The organism is Chryseobacterium sp. C-71, assembly GCF_020911865.1.
GTDB lineage: Bacteria > Bacteroidota > Bacteroidia > Flavobacteriales > Weeksellaceae > Chryseobacterium.
In genome coordinates this window covers 2,464,561-2,483,781 of the sequence record NZ_CP087131.1, presented here as the reverse complement: position 1 = coordinate 2,483,781, position 19,221 = coordinate 2,464,561, and the positions used below count along the sequence as shown (strand labels likewise).

The window sequence follows — 19,221 nt, the reverse complement described above, 5'->3', positions numbered from 1 at the left end:
CGCTAAAAAGACCGACGGAAGAATCAATACCCACAAAATATTGAGTGGAGATTGATCTTTCTTTTGGTCTTTTTTTTCTGATTTAAATTTTTGCTTGTAATAAATTCGCTTAGAAACCAAACCGCCATAGAACCATAAAAAAGTAAATACATTACATTCATTTACTTATCTTTATCCATCAGTTCTTTGATCTTCTTTTCTTCCCAGTCACTACCAAGAATCATTGTTGGCAAGAAAATGCTTAACCCATGTGCAGCCAAACCAATTCCCCACAACAGAGGAAGCTTCAATAAATCCCATTCCCAATACTTTTCTCCCGGATCCAGATCGAGTGCTTTTGCGCCAATGACAAAAATATTGACGAAAAAATACACCATTGCATGCGTATAAAATCCTTTGATTTTTTTTACTCTTCTTTCCGCTTCACGATAACGGATGTGGTTTTTGCTAGAATGTTCCATGTTTGTTTTGTTTGTCTAAAATTTCTCTTATTTTTCTTTCTTCCCAGTTTCTTCCAATTGCAAAAGCGCCCATTCCGTGTGCTGCCAAACCGATTCCCCAACCTAACATTGGCCAGAGAAACCAGATATTTTTTGGAGAGGTCATTAAATTCACAATCGCTAAAAACGGAATAATAATGCAATAAGCAATCAGGTTTCCGTAGAAACTTTTTATTTCTTTCATTCTCTTTTTTGCCCTGTCGTAGGCTTGCATATCTTCATCAACTAAATTATTGACAATATTAGGTTTATAATTAAGAACCGGAAGCTTTACTTTAAAATAATCTTCCGATTTTTCAACAAAAACATTTTTATCGGTAAGCAGAGAATACCGCTGTACAATATTCGCCAAACCAATCCCTGCACTTTCTTTCATCTGCTCACGAATCTGCAGATTATTTTCAATGCATAACGTATCTCTTTCTGTAAAAATCCTTATTAATAAAGGTTTTGAAGATGTTGCTAAATTATGTTTGATACAGTTTTCTAAAAGTAACTGCAAAGAAAGCGGCACGACAAATCTTCGTAAATCTTCATCTTTTACATCAAAAATAAAATTGACACTGTCCTCAAATCTTGTTTTCAGCAAGTCACAATAGGTTTTTGCAAATTCTATTTCGTCATCTATAGTCACCAGTTCTTTGTCTTTCTGCTCGAGAACATATCGATAAATTTTTGACATTGAAGCGGTAAATTTTTGAGCCTGAGTTGGGTTTTCATCAATTAATGAACTCAAAACATTCAATGAATTAAAAAGAAAATGCGGATCGAGCTGGTTTTTTAAGCTTTCAAACTGTGCATTGGCAGATTTTGCAATGAGCTTTTGCTCCACAACTTCTTTTCTGGACGTTTTGCTAAGCTCAGACATAAAACCTTTTGCATGCAGAAATGCAGAAATCAGCAAAGCAATATTGATCATAAACCAATTTCTGAAATTATAATCACCACCAAAGAACTGCTCGGTAGTTGCCGCTTTTTGAATAATCACGAAATTGATATAATTACACAGATAAACGAGCACAAAATTGGCAATCAGAATGGAAATAACACTTAAAATTGCTCTCTTGTTAGTGTTTTCAGACCAGGGAAACTTCTTATTAAGAAACTCATTAATAACGCCGTTTCCAACGCCAATAGTAAATGAATACATCGCCGAAATCAAAAAAGTAATCGCAAAATTCTCAAACGTCATTTCCTGATTAAAGAAAAAGAAGAAGAAAAGTGCTGTTGCCAGAGAGATCCAAAGTAGTATTATAAAATCTTTACGTTTCATGATGTAATATTCTCATTCAAAAGTAAATCAAATTATCTGCAGCAAAAATTATTTGTCACCGAACGGTTGATTTTATGTTCTGAACTGAAAAACCTTCCGCAATAGAAGGTTTTCAAGTTGTTCTTATTTGAATTATTTTGTGGTTGAAGTCCCCAATCCGATAAAATATTCAGCTTCCGGTTTTCCCCAATCAGGATCTAATGTGGTTTTTGGCTTGAAAGTATTAAACTTTCCCAAGGCTGTTTTGAACTGTTCAATGCCTTTAGTTTTGCTTCCTCCGTACTGTTCTGGTGTGAAGTAGGTGTCTTCCGCCTTGATTAAGCTTACTCTAGGGTTATCGGGATTTAATTTTTCAGCAATCGTTAATTCTTCCTGTGCTTTCATACCGAAAGTCATATATCTTTCCTGAGGATTGACCATCATTTTCAGTGAATAAACCATTTTCTGAAGCAAATGAATCTCGGAGTTATCTTTATCTGTACTTCCTGCAGCATCAATATATTTTTGAGCCTGATCTGCGACAACATCCAAATCCTGCATTTTTCCTTCTCTCATCATAATTCTTCCTTTTTGAATATAGGAAAAAGCAGTATAATAATTCGGCTGCCATTTTGTGGTTTCTTTTTCAGCAATTCTCTGAAAATCGTTGGCTAAAGCCTGAAAGTCTTCCGGTGTTTTGCAGGTTTCAATTTTAGCGATTTTCTCTTTCATTACTTTTTCGTAATTATTCTGAGCAAAAGACAGTAAGCTTATACAAGATAAAGCAAAACTTAAAATGTATTTTTTCATGATTTCTAAATTTTTTAAAGTTATTTTTTATGATTTAAAGATAATATTAAAGATTATTATTAATTGCATCCTGTGTTTTATCTACCCCAAAACTGATAAACATCCCAACAAATACAAACGTGTTAACTGGCGGAACGACCGCTGAACTTCTTGATCCGTTTTGTGAAAAGTTATAGCCGTAAATGTTTTTTGTCCCTAAAACATTTGAAATACTCACAACAAAAATGGTAAACGCTTTTGCATCTTTTTTACCAAGATTAGGCAGATAATTAAAGCTTAAATTGAGAGAATTATAATCCTTCAGCCTGCCTTCATTTCGAATAATATTTTTATCATTCTGAGTAACAATATCATAATAAGGTCTGCCTTTTGCATAGGTGTATGATAAATTAACGCCAGTTTTCCATTCGGGGATAAATCTTTTGGCAACAAGGGAAATGGTGTGCTCTGCAGCGAAATTCGGTTTTAAGCTCACAGGATAATTCAGAAAATCTCTTTTGGAATCAAGAAATGAATAGCTAACCCAATAATCTATGTTCTCAAATGTTTTTTTATCTCTCCAGAATAGTTCTAATCCTTTTGCAAAACCGTTTCCGTTATTGTTAAAGGCCGTTTGTACCTGCTGATTTTGATCTGCGTCCGGAATAATGTTTTGAGTTTTTATCAGTTCATCATATTTTTTATAAAATGCTTCAAATCTCAAGCTTCTTCCTTCCGTTGATCGCTGAACCTGAAAAATAAAGTGTTGTGATTGTTGAAAATCTAATTGAGCAGAAGAGTTAATGTATTTACTTTCAGGATTTTGAAAGAACAATCCGTAAGCGAAAGAGGTTGTCCAGTCTTTTGCTAAACGATAGGCCAAAGCAAAACGTGGCGCAATATTAGTTTTATTAAGATAAGAAGAGTTTTCTCCTCTCACACCAATTTTTGCAGAAAAGTGATTGCTGAAACCTAAATCTGTTTCCACAAAAGCAGAAGAAATCAAATCCCGATAATTTTTATTGACTTCGCCGAAATTTAGTTTTTCATTTGCATAATTTAATTCAAACCCGCCTCGCAAAGCACTTATTTTATTGATTTTTCTATCGATAACTGCTTTGAAATTGATATAATTTCCGTCATTCAACAATTGTGTTTTTTCTGATTCAATGTCATTGGTTTCTGTCGAGAAATTTAAATCTGATTGGTTATAAGAATATGAGGCACTTGTATTGAAAAGATATTTCCCGAATTTTTGCTTGAAAGACAAATTGTGATACGTGTTTTCTCCTTTTAATCTTACCAAGGTAAAATCGTATCCAGGTTCTAAACTTTCGGTTTTCACGCCCATTTTATTATTATCAAACATTCCGTAATATTTAAAAAAACCGCCGGACTTTGTTTTGATTCTAAAATTTGCATCACCGTTAAAACCTCGTGGAGCATCAATAAAGTCGGTATTAAAATTAAAAACGTCCTGCATCAAACCTAAGTTTGAATATCCTAAAGTCGCTCCATAAGAATGATCTTTATTTTCACTTAATTTCTGAAAACCTCCATTTAAAAATATCGGTGAAACCCCGAAATCATAAGAACTCTGATCGGGAAGATCTACACTTTCAAGCATCAAAGCTCCGGAAAGTGCCTGCCCATACAGAGCAGAATATCCGCCGCTCGAAAAAATATTTCCTTTGAAAAGAGAGGTATTGAAACGATCTCTTCCGGCAATTCCGGGAACGGAACTTGAAAAATAATTGTTGATTAAACTTCCGTCCATAAAAATTTTGGTTTCAGTTCCTGTTCCCCCACGAACGAATAATCCTTCCGTCTCGCCCACTTTTTGTACACCAGGAAGATAATTTAGAGCGGAAGAAATTTGTCCGTCTGCACCAGCTGTTGTATAAATATCAATTGGGGTAAGCAAAGCGGTTGCTCTTTTTTTATCGCTCGCTTCAATAGAACCTGCCGAAACTACGACAGCATCTATCTCGTTAATTTGCTCTTTCAGTTCTGCATTCATGTAGACATCCTGATCTGCGATGAGAATAGTCTTTTCAATTTCATTATATTTTGGATGTACGAAGGTGAGAATACGGTTGCCTTTTTCAGTCGTTTCAAAAGAAAAATTTCCTTCCAGATCTGTTGTTGCTCCGTCGTATGTATCTTTCAGGGTAACGTTGACTTCGCTGACACCTTTGTTTTTAAAAGTCACTTTTCCCGTAATTTTTATCTGAGAAAAACTCAGAATAAATGATAAAAAAGAAACGAGAAATAATAGTTTTGTTTTCATAGCTGTATTAATTCGAATCAAAAATAGGATGAATTTTTATTGTTTTGAATTTTTTGTTGCTGAGCTGTAGAATTTGAAATCTGAACCGTATTTAATGTTTCTCCACAGACATGAATGTAATGAAATGACGAGTATTCTGCTATCTTTAAACTAAGTTCGGTATCAAGATTGTTATTTATGATACAAGGTAATTTGTCTTTTATTGCTAATTACAAAAAACGATTTCAAATCATAAACTGTTCTGAAATTGTTTATTAAATTTAGAAATACAACATTTAAATATTAATTTATGAAACTACAGACTTTAACATTATTAACAGGTTGCGCTTTATTTGCAGCATCTTGCAGTACAAGTAAAACCTACAACATTTTACCAAAAAGCGGAACAAAAACTGACGGAACAGCAAAATTTACACAAAACGGAAATGACGTGGTGCTGAATTTAGAAGTCAATAATTTAACTCCCGGAATTCATGCCGTGCACATTCATGAGAAAGGCGACTGCTCATCCCCTACCGCAGAATCTGCCGGAGGACACTGGAATCCTTCAAAATCTGACCACGGAAAATGGGGAAATGCACACTTTCACATGGGCGATATCGGGAATTTGGTTGCTGACCATGAAGGAAAGGCAAAACTTACCTTTAAAACTGACAAATGGTGTCTGGACTGTCCTGAAGAAGCTAAAAATATTATGGGTAAAGGTTTAATCATTCATGCTGGGAAAGATGACTATCAAACTCAGCCAACTGGGAATGCCGGCGGAAGAGTGGGATGTATTGAGATTAAATAATTTCCTCTCTCATATCAAAGAAGCGGCGCTAATCTTCGATTAGCGCCGCTTCTTTTTAAATTTATAATGTTAAACTTTAGCTTTCATTTCTGCAATGATGTTCATCGCTTCTTGAAGGTAAGTATCTTTTTTAAGATTTTTGATCCACATTTCAGATTTTTTCTTGAATGCTTCATCTTTTTTCTCTCTTTCGATTTCTGCCGGATACATTGAGAATTTCAATCCGTTTTCAAATTTAGTTAAAGCCTTGAATTTCTCAATTTGAGCTTTTCTCTGCTTCATCAAATCATTGAATTTATTGATATTCAACGTGATGGTTTCTTCTTTATCTAATTGTTCTCTCCATTTTGCTGACTCCAACAATAACTGATAGTTTTTGTTATTTGCCATTCTGTCGTTGCTAGATTTTTCTAAAGCTTTCACATCAAAATAACTCAACTTCTGATAAGTTGAACTCGGAATTTTGTCCCAAGCCAAAGCAAAATCGTCATATCTCTCACCCACTTCAGCATACGTGAAGAAATCTTCCATTCTGATATCTGAAACGATCCCTTTTCTCTGGTTAGACTCTCCGCTGATTCTGTAGAATTTCTGAATCGTCAGTTTTAATGAACCGAAATCATCTTCGGTATTCAAAAATCTGTTTAGATCAACAAATGTCTGTACAGTACCTTTGCCGAAAGATTGTGGAGAACCAACAATGATTGCTCTTCCGTAATCCTGCATTGCACCTGCTAAAATCTCAGACGCTGAAGCAGACAATTCGTTTTGCATTATTACTAAAGGACCTGTCCAGATTGGAGTTTCCTGCTTATTTTTCAAAGTCTGGATTTTTCCGTTCCCATCTTTTACCTGAACGTAAGGACCAGCATTCATGAACAATCCCATGATGTCACCAACTTCCGTCAGTGAACCACCACCGTTATTTCTAAGGTCTAAAACGATTCCTTCAATTCCCTGAGCTTTCAGTTTTACGATTTCATTTTTGATGTCATCAGAAGCATTTCTTCCCTTCTCGTCCTCAAAATCTGCGTTGAAACTTGGTAGATTAATGAAGCCGTATTTTTTTCCGTTTGGAGAATTTACGATAATACTTCTTGCGAAAGTATCTTCAATTGCCACTTCCTCACGAATCATCGTCACCTCAACAATCGTTTTATCTTTTTTCTGCACCGTCAAAGTAACCGGAGTTCCTTTTTCACCTCTGATCAGTCTTACAGCTTCGTCAGAAAGCATTCCAACAACATTTACGGCATCTTCTTTCGGTTTAGATCTTACTTTAAGAATTTTATCACCTTCAGAAAGTTTTTTAGATTTCCAAGCAGGTGCGCCAATCGTCAATGCTCCCAAGAAAAGATTCCCTTTTTTCTCCTGAATGATTGCTCCGATTCCGATCACCTTTCCTTTGAACTGAGTATCAAAATCTTCTTTGTCTTTTGGAGAATAATAGTTCGTGTGCGGATCGAAAACTTCGGTGTAAGCATTCATATACACCGTAAACCAATCCATTTTTTTTCTTTTTTGGAATCTTGTGAACGTTTCTTTCACCAAATCTTTCACCTCATCAGTCGCTTTGATTTTCTTTTGTTCAGGCGTAAGGATTTGCAATTTAATGGTATCATTCAGCTTGTATTTCTGTACAGAATCTTTCTTTTCTTTCTGAGCTTCTTCTTTACTGTTCATCGACTCAATTTCCTGAAGAATATTGTATTTGATGAATTTTCTCCATTCATTATATTGCTCTTTCTTATCTGTCGGAACTTTTTTAAGTTTAGATTCCAAAGTCAAAGTTTCATCTTCTTCCAGGTTAATTGGTTTGCTGAAAATATCCTGAGTGATTTTATCGATTTCGTCAACTCTTTGGTACAATCTGTCAACCGTCAATTTATAGAAAGATAAATCGCCCATGTTCAGATAATCGTCAAGCTTGGTTTCGTGCTTGCTAAATTCTGCCATATCAGACTGCAGGAAATATCTTTTTCCCGGATCGATCATTTCAAAATAATGTTTGTAAACATCTTTCGAATAGGCATCGTTGATAGGTTTCGGGCTGTAATGTAAATAAGAAAGGGTGTTTTTAACGCTCACCATTATCGTCTGCATTTTCTCATCGTCATTTTTTGGCGAGTTGAAACAAAACATAAGACTTGTCAATGGAATAAGGAGTAGAAATTTATTTAGTTTAAAATTTTTCCACATAAATCTGTATTGTATATTTTATTAAGTTTAAAAAAATCATTCAATAAGTAGCATTTATTAAATGACTGTTACAAACTATCAAATTTAATACCTTATTTATAATTATCAATTAGTTTTAAGTAATTTTGTTAAAATTTAATTTTTATGGAAAAACCACTTATTCTGGTAACCAATGATGATGGAATTACGGCTCCCGGTATCAGAAATCTTGTAGAATTTATGAACGAAATCGGAGAAGTAATCGTGGTAGCTCCCAATTCTCCTCAGAGCGGAAAAGGTCATGCAATCACCATCAACTCGACTTTAAGCTACGAAGAAGTACAGCTCGAAGGCCCTCAACAAGATTATTCTTGCAGTGGAACTCCCGTAGACTGTGTCAAGATGGCTTTAGATAAAATACTTCCGAGAAGACCGGATATTGTGGTTTCCGGGATTAATCACGGTGCAAATTCATCAATCAATGTAATTTATTCAGGTACGATGTCTGCTGCGGTAGAAGGCGGTGTGGAAGGTCTTCCTTCGATTGGTTTTTCACTTCTTGACTTCAGTTGGGAAGCAGATTTTACGCAGGCGAAAGAATATATTCAGGGAATTGTAAGAAAAACATTGGAAAACCCTATGCCTAAAGGTGTTGTTTTAAACGTTAATATTCCTAAACTTTCAAAAGAAGAAATTAAAGGCGTGAAAATCTGCAAGCAGGCCAATGCAAAATGGGAAGAAAGTTTCGACGAAAGAATCAACCCGCACGGTAAAAAATATTACTGGTTGACAGGATATTTCAATAATATGGATGAGTCTGAAGATGCTGATGAAACGGCTTTGGCAAACGGATATATTTCTATTGTTCCTGTAAAGTTTGATATGACGGCTTATGAGTATATGAATACGCTGAATGAGGTGATGAAGTTTGATTAAAAATATCTCTCACAGATTATTTTGCCACGAATGCACGAATTTTATAACTAAATCTTTATAATTAATTCGTGCATTCGTGGCAATTTACTTTATCCCCGATTTTTATTCTCAATCATCTGTGCAAATCCGTGAAATCTGTGGTAACATTTTACTTTTAAATTATAGTTCTGCGGAATTTAAAACAAAATCCTATCCTCCTTCCTCAATTCCTCCAGATATTTAATTTTATCATCTCGGTAAAATAAATTCATGGTTTCAAACGGAATCATTTTTAAATCTTTATTCACAATATGAACACAGGATTTTTTGATAGCACGAACATCAAAATCATGAGCATCCATAAAATTCATAATAATGATTCTGAACAGATTATCGTAATCTAAATTCGGAGCTGAAACTTCTGGAAGACAACATAATAATTGGTTTACTTTAGGCTGAACTTTATCAACTGAAATTCCTGTGCTGAAAATGTCTAAAAGCTGCATCTGCAAACCTGCATCCTGCTCATAAACAATTGTGTTTTTCGTTTCATTATTCAACAGATCAGCAGGATTGATATATCGTGTTAAAGGAATTGTTTCACCTTCCAGCTTCAGAATATACCCCATCGCCAAAGAATCCGGATTACACGGAACAGGAATAATATCATCACCATTCAGGAGTGGAAACTGATTTAATATTTCCTGACGAACTTCGGTTAACGTAATTTTTTCGTGTGCAGAATCTTCACGGTTTCTTCCGGCGACCTCAACGGGCTGAAAGGTAATTCCGCGGACACATTTTTGTTTTAAAGCAAAATCAATCAGTTTTCCAATTTCATCAATATTTTTTCCTTTCTGAAGAACGATAACGAGCGTTGTAGAAAGATTTAATTCATTTAATTTTTCCAAAGCCTTCATACGAACATTCGTGAGGTCTTTTCCTCTGAAATCTTCCAGAACTTCAGGTTTAAAAGAATCAAACTGAAGATAAATTTCAAACTCCGGAGCATATGTTGCCAGTTTTTCTGCAAATCCGGGATCATTGGCAATACGAATTCCGTTGGTATTGAGCATCAAATGTTTGATGGGTTTCGTCTTGGCGATATCCATAATTTTAAAAAACTCAGGATGAATCGTTGGTTCGCCCCCGCTGATTTGCACAACGTCGGGTTCGCCTTCATTTTTAACGATCGTATCAAACATCGCTTCAATCTGTTCAAGACTTCTGTGGCTTCCGTAATGTGGTGAGGACATTGCATAGCACGTCGGACAAGTAAGGTTACAACGATCTGTGACTTCTACAATGGAAAGACAGCTGTGCTGCTCATGGTCTATGCACAAACCGCAATCATATGGACAGCCATATTCCACATCAGTTCCGAAATGAACAGGCATTTCTGAGGCTTTATTGTAATTTCTGATATTTTTGTAATACTCGACATCTGATGCTATCATGGTTTTTAAAAATCCATGATCAGGACATCTTTTGGTCATAAAAACCGCTTCATTTTCAATGATAATCTTTGCTCCTACCCTTTTCAGGCATTCCGGGCAAAGGCTGATGGTATAATCGTAATAGGTATAGTTTCTTACTGGCATGATTTCATTTTTTACATTCCTCCACAAACAGCTCCACTGATCAATCCGCAAATCAACATTGAAATAAGCACAGTCGTCCAAAACTGGCTTTTAGAGAATTTTCGTCCGTCTTTACTTTCATAAATCAATTTTACAAAAACGGTAACGACTAATGATACAACAAAAGCTACAGCAAGAATCATCAGAATGATCATGGCGACCAAACCTTCTAGCCCACCAACTTCCAAAAGTGTCAGCATTTTCATAATTTAATTGTGTTTTTAGGTTGAATTAAATTTCTTTCGGTTTTTAATACATAAATATAATAAATAATCATTGAAAGACAGACCAGCTGAATCGTTCCCAAATTTCCTACGATCTCAATTTTTGGTTTAATGAAATCTAAAAGAAATCTGAATGAAAAATAACTCAGCATGAAAAGCTTAAACAGAAATCCCGAAACATATTTATTTTTCCGGCCAATCATTTTTAACTCGAACCACATGAAGAGTAAAAATGCAATTTCGTACAGTGCTACCGGATGTCTGAGATATTCGTCACCGAGATACATCCCGAAGACTGATGTCGTTGGTAAACCATAAGTCTCTTCATGAACTCCCGTTAGAAAACAACCGATTCTGCCGATGATGATGGCTAAAATTAAAGGATAAACAATCAAATCTCCAGTACTTTCTTTATGACCGACGATCTTTTTTGCCAATTCCACTCCAATCAGTCCGAAGGCTAAACCACCAACAATCGTATTATTTGTCCAAAATCTTTTAAAGCTGAAATCTCCAAATAAAATATGCGGATTTTCTAAATTCCCAATCAGCTTTGAACCGATTAAAGCACCTGCAGTAGCGCCAATTAGAACCGCCGCAGAAATTCTGAATGATAGTTTCTCCGGTGATTTTCTTTTTAAAAAGAAATAATAGCGCATCCCAAGAAATATCCCTAATGTTTCAAAAACAGGATGTGCAAGAATCGTTTTACCAAAAATCTGAAAAGTAACAGGGAAATCCATCTGATCAAAAGTAGTATATTTAAGGTAAATTATTAAGTTTAATATTTAAATAAAAATAAATTTCACCAAAATGCGAATAGAAAATGATATAAAGCTGGGTTTTAAAGACGTCATGTTCAGACCGAAACGTTCAACATTAAAATCCCGATCAGAAGTTGATCTCGAAAGAGAATTTACCTTCCTCCACACTCATAAAAAATGGAAAGGCACGCCAATTATCGCTGCGAATATGGATACCGTGGGAACCTTCGAAATGGCTGTTGAATTAGCAAAAGATAAAATCATCACCGCTGTACACAAGCATTACACCGTGGAAGAATGGTCTGAATTCCTTGATAATCAAGAAACAAGCATTCATCAATACATTGCGTTAAGTACCGGAACGGGAAAGGCTGATGAAGAAAAAATTAAACTAATTCTCGATAAACATCCGCAAATTGAGTTTCTGTGTATTGATGTCGCAAACGGATATTCAGAACATTTTGTGCAGTTTGTAAAAAAAGCACGTGAAGATTTCCCTGATAAAATTATCATTGCCGGAAATGTTGTAACAGGTGAAATGGTAGAAGAATTACTTTTGGTAGGTGCAGACATTATCAAAGTGGGAATCGGTCCTGGTTCGGTTTGTACAACGAGAGTGAAAACCGGCGTTGGTTACCCGCAACTTTCGGCAATTATTGAATGCTCTGATGCTGCACACGGACTGAAAGGTCACATCATCGCAGACGGTGGCTGTAAAGTTCCGGGAGATGTTGCGAAAGCTTTTGGCGGAGGAGCGGACTTTGTGATGCTCGGCGGAATGTTTGCCGGACATGACGAAAGTGGCGGCGAAATGATTGAAGAAAACGGAAAGAAATTCAAACTTTTCTATGGCATGAGTTCTAAGACCGCAATGGATAAACACGCCGGAGGTGTCGCCGAATATCGTGCCTCTGAAGGTAAAACTGTGAAGATAAAATACAAAGGAAATGTATCTGAAACTGTGAAAGATATTTTGGGCGGTGTGCGCTCAACTTGCACCTATGTTGGCGCTTCAACCTTGAAAGAATTATCAAAAAGAACGACTTTCATCAGAGTTCAGGAGCAGGAAAATCAGGTTTTTAATGACTGATTTTGGTGATTTTTTATTTTGCTTCATTTTAAAGCAATAATTTAGCTTAACTAATTAAAACACCATGAATAAAGGGTTTTATAAACTAGAGGGCTTGTTGAGGGGCTGTTTTTTTGGTGTTTTTTAAGTTTTTGTGTCTATTTGCATCTTCAAAAAAACACAAAAAATACGAATGACGGAAGAAGTTCATCTCCGAACATTTTATCCTACTCTGGAAAAAGTGTTCGGAGTTTTTTTTTACTCTTTTGTAAACAAAATTTTTTGCTAGCTATAAGTCATTCTTTTAAGTTGAATTCCATCTTAAATTTTTAAATTAACTGATGTGTTTTTACATAAATTTCATTTTACTTTTTTAACTAAATTATATTGATTCTTTTTTAAACTTTGCATTAATGTGAAGTTTTTTTTTCTTTTGTAGCCATTTTATGATTTTTTAAGTTTGAAATAGAATATGGTGTATAATGAATTTAAACCTACATTTATTCTTTAATTAAAAACAACAACAAATTATAAATCAATCTTATCGATATAACGTATAAAGATTTTCATGAAAAATTTGTTTACTTTTAATCTGAAAAATTATTAATCAACATTAGTTTTAAAGAAAAATGGATTTTATAAAGTCCTCAAAAATATATTTTCTTATCGTTTTTTTTAACAGCATTTTGTTTTTTGCTCAAAAAATTGATTCAAAAAATCAAAAAATTTCTGAATTATTAGACTACACAGAAAGTCTCTACATTGATGGTAAGACTGAAAAGGTTTTGGCAGAATCTCAGAAACTTATCTCTCTTTCAGAAAAATCAGATGACGAAATGGGTCTCAGCTGCGGTTATTATTACTTCGCTGCCTGTCTTTATACTGTCGGTAAATACCGAGAGAGCATCAATTATATAAAAAAGGCACTCATGTATAAAGATTATCTTAAAAAAGACATCCTGCATCATTCAAGAGCTTACGGTTTGCTGGCAGATAATTATCTGAGTCTTGAACTTTATTCCTTGTCAGCGGACAATTATCATCAATCACTTAAAATTCTTCAGACGGTTCGCAATAAAAACACGCTATATTATCTTTCTGAAAGTACTTCTTACTCTTATTTAGCTATACTTTATGATAATATGAATCTTCAGGATTCTATGTACTATTATCTTAAAAAAGAAAAAAACAGTCTTGCAAAAATCAAAGAAAAGAAAGAATATCCCGAAAATGGGTGTGCTTCGAATGATTTTGGACATTATTATTTAAAAGTCAACAAATTAGACTCAGCTAAAATTTACTTTAATGAATCTCTCGCCTTTTTCAAAAATAAAGATAATGCCTGTAAGTTTGATGCAATTACAGGTCTGGCAGATCTTGAAATTAAAAATAAAAACTATCAAAAAGCTTATGAATTGTACAACGAGGCTTTAGCTGGTTTGACGAAAAATCATTATCCGCAACTTGTTAATAATCTGTACAAGAAAATCTCTGAAGCCTACATTGAGGAAGGGAATACAGTAAAAGGAAAATACTACCAGGATCTCTATCAGAAAGCAAATCTTGAGATGGATAAAGTACGGAAAAAGGAAAGAGACTTTGTCATCAATGAAGTGATGAAAGAGGAAGAGCGAAATAATGAAATCGAAAAAGAAAGGAATAAAATATATACCCTTTCAATGATTTCAATTTTATTAATTATTGCAGCAATTATCGTCTATTTCCTGAGAAAAAACAAAAAAAGAAATATAAATACGCAGAAAATTACAAATAAATTAAAAATTGAAAATGCCATTCAGGAGATTGAAAAAGATGTGCTTAAAAACCAAGTAAATGAAGGTTTTGACGAAGTGATGAATCTCGCAAAAGAAAACAGTCCGCAATTTTTTATCAGATTTCAGGAGGTTCATCCTCAGTTTACTCCGAAAATGCTAAAAATAAATCCGAATTTTAAAGTAACAGAGCTTACTTTTGCATCTTATATTTATTTAGGCTTTAGTACTAAAGAAATTGCTGATTATACTTTTAAAGCTGTAAAAACAATAGAAAATAACCGTTATAATTTCAGAAAAAAACTAGAAATCTCACCAGATCAGGATTTGTTGTTCTGGCTTAGAAATTATATTGATGGTGAATAATATTCTGCTCTTGGTTTAGTTTTAGCAGTATCTTTTCTACAATAGTTTTAAATAAATTTTTTACCTTTAAATTATCTGCATTAAAATGGATTTCAAAAGATCCTTAATCAAAATATTTTTATCTATTCTCCTTTTATGGAGTATTTCACTGTTTTCCCAAAACAATACCCAGAAAATTGATGAGTTAATAGACAATGCCAACCAATTGTATTTGGATGGTAGAACTGACGCTGTATTGAATATTTCAAAAAAAATAATCGCTGAATCTGAAAATTTAAAATACGATAAAGGTCTTTCCTACGGTTACTATTATTTAGCTTCATATTACTACGATAATGCAGAATTCAAGGAAAGCATACACCACGCTAAAAAAGCACAGAAATACGGCAAGTATTTAGCTAAAGATAAAACCCAGTCTGCCAGAATTTCTGCATTGTTGGGCGGAAATTATCTGCTGTTGGAGTTATATACTTTATCCTCTAAAAATTATAAAAAAACACTCAACATTCTCGATAGTAAAACAAAAAAAAACACCACTGATTCTCTTACACAGAGTGCCGTTTATTCAAACCTAAGTTATCTTTTTCAGAATATCAATATGCCGGATTCGATGTATTTTTATCTTAAAAAAGAGAAAACAATTCTAAAAAAAGTCAAATTTAAAAATGCTTATATAGAAAACGGTTGTTCGTGTTTAGGTTTCGGAAATTATCACTTAAATCAGAATAAAATAGATTCTGCACAATATTATTACAATAAATCTCTGGGATTTTTTAACGGAAAAAAGCATCCCTGCAAAATAGAATCGCTCATTGGCTTGGGGAATCTTCATACCCATGAAAAAGATTACGAAAAAGCTCACTACTACTACAGTAATGCTCTCAATAGCTTTGAGCAAAATAACTTTCCTGATATCCAGAGCGAATTGTTCAAAAAAATCTCGGAGCTTTACATTTCCCAAGGCAACGCGACAGAAGCAAAACATTATCAGGATTTATACTTACAAGCACATAACAAACTGGATGCTCAAAAGAAAAAAGAACGTGATTTTGTCCTGAATGAGGTGATGAAAGAAGAAAAAGCACAGCATCAGAATGAAGTGAAAAAAAATCAGAAAATGACCTGGTTGATCGTTTCATTATTGGTTTTAATTACTGTTTTTATTATTTATCTTCTTCAAAAATCAAAAACCAAAAACCAAAAGGCTTTAGAAATTACAAAACAATTGCAGTCTGAAAAAGCAATCAATGAAAAGGAAAAAGACACCCTGAAATTACAGTTGAGTGAAGCATTTGAAGAAGTAAGAAAATTAGCTAAAGAAAACAGTCCTGATTTTTTCATCAGATTTCAGGAAGTTTATCCACATTTTAGAGTCAAGATGCTGGAAATCAATTCTCAATTTAAAGTTTCTGAACTTACTTTTGCTGCATATATTTATTTAGGATTTAATACCAAAGAAATTGCAGATTATACTTTTAAAGCCGTAAAAACTATTGAAAACAACCGCTATAATTTCCGAAAGAAACTAAGAATTTCTCCCGAAAAAGATCTTCAGATTTGGTTGAGAAATTATATTGATTCTGAATAATAAAAATCCCTTTCATATTTTCATGAAAGGGATTGTATTTTAGATTAAATCTTTCTATTAAGTAAGCATTCCGCCGTCAACATTAAGAACTTGGCCAGAAATATAAGAAGACATCTCGCTACCGAAGAAAACGCATGCATTGGCAACATCTTCAGGCTGTCCTCCTCTTTTCAATGGAATTCCGTCTCTCCAGCTTTGAACTGTTTTCTCGTCTAAAGCAGCTGTCATTTCAGTTTCGATAAATCCTGGAGCAATAGCGTTGCAACGGATGTTTCTTGATCCTAATTCAAGTGCTATCGATTTTGTGAAACCAATCACTCCGGCTTTAGAAGCAGCGTAGTTTGCCTGTCCTGCATTCCCTTTCACTCCCACTACAGAAGTCATATTGATAATAGAGCCTGATTTCGCCTTCATCATCGGCTTTATAACTGCCTTAGTAAGGTTGAATACAGAATCTAAATTTACCTTAATAATAGTATCCCAATCGTCTTTAGACATTCTCATCAACAGATTATCTTTGGTAATACCTGCATTATTCACTAGAATATCAATTTTGCCGAACTCAGCCATTACCTCTTCTACTAATTTCTGAGCAGCATCGTAATCTGACGCATCAGACTGATATCCTTTAATTTGAGTTACAGAACTCAAAGCAGTTTCTAACTCTTTTGCTTTTTCTACAGAACCTGCATACGTAAATGCTACTTTTGCTCCTTGTTGAGCAAAAATCTCAGCAATACCCTTCCCGATTCCTCTTGTAGCTCCGGTAATCAGTGCTACTTTTCCTTCTAATAGTTTCATTATTGTAATATTATTTTTCTAAATTCTTGTATTTATTTGTGGAAGTCTTTTGTGGTGTTTCAACTTCCGTACTGACCGAGTTATTCACAATCAGCACAATCTCTCCTTTTAAAGTTTTACTTTTCGAGAATTCAATCAATTCATCAATTGTACCTCTTTTAGTTTCTTCGAATTTTTTTGAAATTTCGCGGCTCAAACTTGCTCTTGTTTCTTCACCAAAGAATTCTTTAATCTGTTCTAAAGTTGTATTGATCTTATGCGGACTTTCGTACAAAACAATGGTTTTTTTCTCCTCAGCCAGCTGTTTCAGTTTCGTTTGTCTTCCTTTTTTCGGGGGAAGGAAACCGGCAAATAAAAACTCGTTATTTGGCAATCCTGAAACTACCAAAGCCGGAATTAAAGCTGTCGCACCAGGCAGGCAGATCATTTCAATATTACTGTCAGAACCAGCTTTTGCCAAAAGATAACCCGGATCTGAAATTCCTGGAGTTCCTGCATCGGTTATAATTGCGATGTTCTGACCACTTTGAAGATCAGTAATTACCTTCTCAGTAGTGTGATGCTCGTTATGTAAATGATAAGATTTTAAAGGTTTTGAAATTTCGTAATGCTTCAAAAGCACTCCGGAAGTTCGAGTGTCTTCACACAAAATATAATCGACTTCTTTCAGCACTTTAATCGCCCTGAAAGTCATGTCTTCTAAGTTCCCAACAGGTGTGGGAACGAAATATAGGATTCCACTCAAAATTATAAAAATTTATTTTCTACCAATATCCAAAGTCTTTGCGCATATTCATCTACTTTATCCCATTTTCTGTCGTAGTAGAGGTCGCTTAGATATTCTTTTGCCTCTTCAAGATTTCTGCATCTGTTCAGCTCAGCAACGGCATGGTTTAGGTCAGTTTGGCTTCCTCCAAAAAGCAGTTTGGTAAAAGCCATCCTATCATTCAAATCTAGTCTGAACTCAGGTTTTTGCTTTTCCGCTTCCATATAATCGGTCGGAATATTTGTTTTTAAAATGCTTCCTGTTTCTTCTTTTATAACCGAAGCCGGTTTTTCCTGAGGAATTTCTCTTTCCAAATGATCATCATCAAACAATGTCTGAATCGATTTTAAACCTTTTATATTCGCAAGTCTTATTTTTTTCTCCTGCTGATAAGCTTCAAGATTTTCAAAGCTCTCATCAGAAGCAGGTTTATCAGACTCAGCTGTTGGTTTGTTTATTTCAACAATTTTTCTTCTGTCTCTATCTTCACTTATCAGAACATCTTCTTCACGTGTTTCAGTATCTTTTTTTATTTCTGTCAGAATACTTTCGACATTTGAATTTTCAGTCATGATTTCATCTTCATCATATTTAAAATCATCAGAAACAGATTCATTTTCAGATTCTTCAATCAAAATTTCATCTTCAATCTGCTCAGATTCAAACATATTAGGAAACTTTTCTGAAGAATTTTCATTTGCTTTTGCAGATTCATAATTGCTTAGAATTTGCTCTTCTTCCTCAAAATTATTTGAAACGCTCTCATCAGAAATTTCATTTTCAAATTCGTCAATTTCATTTAATTGATTATTAAAAATAGCTTCCTCTTCAGTTACTTTTTGGTCAAATATTTCTTCATCAATGTCATCTTCCTCTTCAGGAACAGAATTTTCAAGAATTCTTTCCTCATCTACAAAACTTAAAACCTTAGAAATTTCTTCAGAAGATTCTTCCTCATCTATTTCGTTCAGTTGATCGTTAAAAACAGCATTTTCTTCAACGATTTCAATATTTAAATTTTCCTGCTCAGTAATTTCTTCATCTAAATCTTCTTTCTTTTCTTCAATTCTCTCTTCCTCGGCAAGATTTATCATATTTTCATGGAATTCGTTTTCAACAATCTCATTCAGTTGATTATTAAAAATAGCTTCCTCTTCCATCACTTCATTTGGTAGGTTGCTTTCACTTCCTTCAATCTCGTTCAGTTCATTATTGAAAATAGCTTCTTCCTCTGTTACTTCGTGAGAAAAATTCTGAGATTCGGCTATTGTCTCAGCTAAAAAAGAGCCTGATAAAGGTTCTGAAAACCGTAAATTATCATTTTTATAGTATTCTACCTTATTTTTAAGCAGTTTTAAAAATGAAATTCTCTCTGCAAGATCATCGATAAGATTTTGCTTAGAAAGTAGCTCGTCAACGTCGTTTATTTTGTCTAGAATACCAATGATATTCTTAGATTCAAAAAAAATCTTTTCCTGTAAATCTTGGATGTTCTGCATAGAAGAATCTTATTA

Annotated in this window: 16 protein-coding genes; 5 read left to right on the top strand and 11 right to left on the bottom strand. The window is 34.2% G+C overall.

The window, feature by feature from the left end; genetic code table 11:
* Positions 1-161 precede the first annotated feature (161 nt).
* From LNP04_RS11385 to LNP04_RS11370, 4 genes are all read right to left on the bottom strand, one after another.
* The gene (locus tag LNP04_RS11385; RefSeq protein WP_229983090.1) at positions 162-461 is read right to left on the bottom strand and encodes a 2TM domain-containing protein; all 300 of its coding nucleotides are present in this window, start codon (positions 459-461) and stop codon (positions 162-164) included.
* Positions 448-1,773 carry a 2TM domain-containing protein gene (locus LNP04_RS11380; protein ID WP_229983089.1) on the bottom strand — a complete coding sequence of 442 codons (1,326 nt, stop codon included), beginning with the start codon at positions 1,771-1,773 and terminating at the stop codon, positions 448-450. The genes LNP04_RS11385 and LNP04_RS11380 overlap by 14 nt, the downstream gene beginning before the upstream one ends.
* 132 nt (positions 1,774-1,905) lie before the next feature.
* Positions 1,906-2,562: a hypothetical protein gene (locus LNP04_RS11375; protein WP_229983088.1), complete on the bottom strand. Its 657-nt coding sequence runs from the start codon at positions 2,560-2,562 to the stop codon at positions 1,906-1,908.
* A 46-nt stretch (positions 2,563-2,608) separates the two neighbouring features.
* Positions 2,609-4,831, bottom strand: coding sequence for a TonB-dependent receptor (locus LNP04_RS11370; RefSeq protein WP_229983087.1), 2,223 nt, complete (start codon positions 4,829-4,831; stop codon positions 2,609-2,611).
* Positions 4,832-5,120: 289 nt separating this feature from the next.
* Between LNP04_RS11370 and LNP04_RS11365 the strand changes: the two genes are divergently transcribed.
* The gene (locus LNP04_RS11365; RefSeq protein ID WP_229983086.1) at positions 5,121-5,624 is read left to right on the top strand and encodes a superoxide dismutase family protein; all 504 of its coding nucleotides are present in this window, start codon (positions 5,121-5,123) and stop codon (positions 5,622-5,624) included.
* Between the two features lie 69 nt (positions 5,625-5,693).
* On the opposite strand, the gene LNP04_RS11360 is transcribed toward LNP04_RS11365, so the two are convergent.
* Positions 5,694-7,823, bottom strand: coding sequence for a carboxy terminal-processing peptidase (locus LNP04_RS11360; protein WP_229983085.1), 2,130 nt, complete (start codon positions 7,821-7,823; stop codon positions 5,694-5,696).
* Positions 7,824-7,967: 144 nt separating this feature from the next.
* Here LNP04_RS11360 and surE point away from each other — a divergent pair, with 144 nt between their 5' ends.
* Complete coding sequence (surE, locus tag LNP04_RS11355; RefSeq protein WP_229983084.1) at positions 7,968-8,738, top strand: 5'/3'-nucleotidase SurE; 771 nt, start codon at positions 7,968-7,970, stop codon at positions 8,736-8,738.
* Positions 8,739-8,914: 176 nt separating this feature from the next.
* On the opposite strand, the gene LNP04_RS11350 is transcribed toward surE, so the two are convergent.
* The 3 genes from LNP04_RS11350 to LNP04_RS11340 are packed head-to-tail and all read right to left on the bottom strand — an operon-like array spanning position 8,915 to position 11,324.
* Complete coding sequence (locus tag LNP04_RS11350; protein ID WP_229983083.1) at positions 8,915-10,318, bottom strand: radical SAM protein; 1,404 nt, start codon at positions 10,316-10,318, stop codon at positions 8,915-8,917.
* Between the two features lie 11 nt (positions 10,319-10,329).
* A complete protein-coding gene (locus tag LNP04_RS11345; protein WP_229983082.1) occupies positions 10,330-10,563 on the bottom strand; it encodes a hypothetical protein in 234 nt (77 codons plus the stop codon).
* A complete protein-coding gene (locus LNP04_RS11340) occupies positions 10,560-11,324 on the bottom strand; it encodes a prolipoprotein diacylglyceryl transferase (protein WP_229983081.1) in 765 nt (254 codons plus the stop codon). Before LNP04_RS11340 ends, LNP04_RS11345 begins: the two co-directional genes overlap by 4 nt.
* Before the next feature lie 70 nt (positions 11,325-11,394).
* On the opposite strand from LNP04_RS11340, the gene LNP04_RS11335 reads away from it, so the two are divergent.
* The 3 genes from LNP04_RS11335 to LNP04_RS11325 all read left to right on the top strand — a co-directional run bounded on the left by LNP04_RS11335 (position 11,395) and on the right by LNP04_RS11325 (position 16,140).
* On the top strand, positions 11,395-12,435 hold the full coding sequence (locus tag LNP04_RS11335; RefSeq protein WP_229983080.1) for a GMP reductase: 1,041 nt from the start codon (positions 11,395-11,397) through the stop codon (positions 12,433-12,435).
* A gap of 608 nt (positions 12,436-13,043) precedes the next feature.
* Positions 13,044-14,552 carry a hypothetical protein gene (locus LNP04_RS11330; protein WP_229983079.1) on the top strand — a complete coding sequence of 503 codons (1,509 nt, stop codon included), beginning with the start codon at positions 13,044-13,046 and terminating at the stop codon, positions 14,550-14,552.
* 85 nt (positions 14,553-14,637) lie between these two features.
* Positions 14,638-16,140: a tetratricopeptide repeat protein gene (locus LNP04_RS11325; RefSeq protein ID WP_229983078.1), complete on the top strand. Its 1,503-nt coding sequence runs from the start codon at positions 14,638-14,640 to the stop codon at positions 16,138-16,140.
* A gap of 57 nt (positions 16,141-16,197) precedes the next feature.
* Here the strand turns inward: LNP04_RS11325 and fabG are convergent, their stop codons facing one another.
* Genes fabG through LNP04_RS11310 form a run of 3 tightly spaced genes read right to left on the bottom strand, consistent with a single transcriptional unit; the run spans position 16,198 to position 19,206 of the window.
* Complete coding sequence (gene fabG / locus LNP04_RS11320) at positions 16,198-16,941, bottom strand: 3-oxoacyl-[acyl-carrier-protein] reductase (protein WP_229983077.1); 744 nt, start codon at positions 16,939-16,941, stop codon at positions 16,198-16,200.
* A 10-nt stretch (positions 16,942-16,951) separates the two neighbouring features.
* Complete coding sequence (rsmI, locus tag LNP04_RS11315) at positions 16,952-17,686, bottom strand: 16S rRNA (cytidine(1402)-2'-O)-methyltransferase (protein WP_229983076.1); 735 nt, start codon at positions 17,684-17,686, stop codon at positions 16,952-16,954.
* Positions 17,687-17,688: 2 nt separating this feature from the next.
* Positions 17,689-19,206: a hypothetical protein gene (locus LNP04_RS11310; protein WP_229983075.1), complete on the bottom strand. Its 1,518-nt coding sequence runs from the start codon at positions 19,204-19,206 to the stop codon at positions 17,689-17,691.
* Between the last annotated feature and the right edge of the window lie 15 nt (positions 19,207-19,221).

Bases quoted from the DNA above. Each gene is read 5' to 3' on its own strand.
- LNP04_RS11385 (WP_229983090.1), bottom strand. From the start codon at position 461: ATGGAACATTCTAGCAAAAACCACATCCGTTATCGTGAAGCGGAAAGA.
- LNP04_RS11380 (WP_229983089.1), bottom strand. From the start codon at position 1,773: ATGAAACGTAAAGATTTTATAATACTACTTTGGATCTCTCTGGCAACA.
- LNP04_RS11375 (WP_229983088.1), bottom strand. From the start codon at position 2,562: ATGAAAAAATACATTTTAAGTTTTGCTTTATCTTGTATAAGCTTACTG.
- LNP04_RS11370 (WP_229983087.1), bottom strand. From the start codon at position 4,831: ATGAAAACAAAACTATTATTTCTCGTTTCTTTTTTATCATTTATTCTG.
- LNP04_RS11365 (WP_229983086.1), top strand. From the start codon at position 5,121: ATGAAACTACAGACTTTAACATTATTAACAGGTTGCGCTTTATTTGCA.
- LNP04_RS11360 (WP_229983085.1), bottom strand. From the start codon at position 7,823: ATGTGGAAAAATTTTAAACTAAATAAATTTCTACTCCTTATTCCATTG.
- surE (WP_229983084.1), top strand. From the start codon at position 7,968: ATGGAAAAACCACTTATTCTGGTAACCAATGATGATGGAATTACGGCT.
- LNP04_RS11350 (WP_229983083.1), bottom strand. From the start codon at position 10,318: ATGCCAGTAAGAAACTATACCTATTACGATTATACCATCAGCCTTTGC.
- LNP04_RS11345 (WP_229983082.1), bottom strand. From the start codon at position 10,563: ATGAAAATGCTGACACTTTTGGAAGTTGGTGGGCTAGAAGGTTTGGTC.
- LNP04_RS11340 (WP_229983081.1), bottom strand. From the start codon at position 11,324: ATGGATTTCCCTGTTACTTTTCAGATTTTTGGTAAAACGATTCTTGCA.
- LNP04_RS11335 (WP_229983080.1), top strand. From the start codon at position 11,395: ATGCGAATAGAAAATGATATAAAGCTGGGTTTTAAAGACGTCATGTTC.
- LNP04_RS11330 (WP_229983079.1), top strand. From the start codon at position 13,044: ATGGATTTTATAAAGTCCTCAAAAATATATTTTCTTATCGTTTTTTTT.
- LNP04_RS11325 (WP_229983078.1), top strand. From the start codon at position 14,638: ATGGATTTCAAAAGATCCTTAATCAAAATATTTTTATCTATTCTCCTT.
- fabG (WP_229983077.1), bottom strand. From the start codon at position 16,941: ATGAAACTATTAGAAGGAAAAGTAGCACTGATTACCGGAGCTACAAGA.
- LNP04_RS11310 (WP_229983075.1), bottom strand. From the start codon at position 19,206: ATGCAGAACATCCAAGATTTACAGGAAAAGATTTTTTTTGAATCTAAG.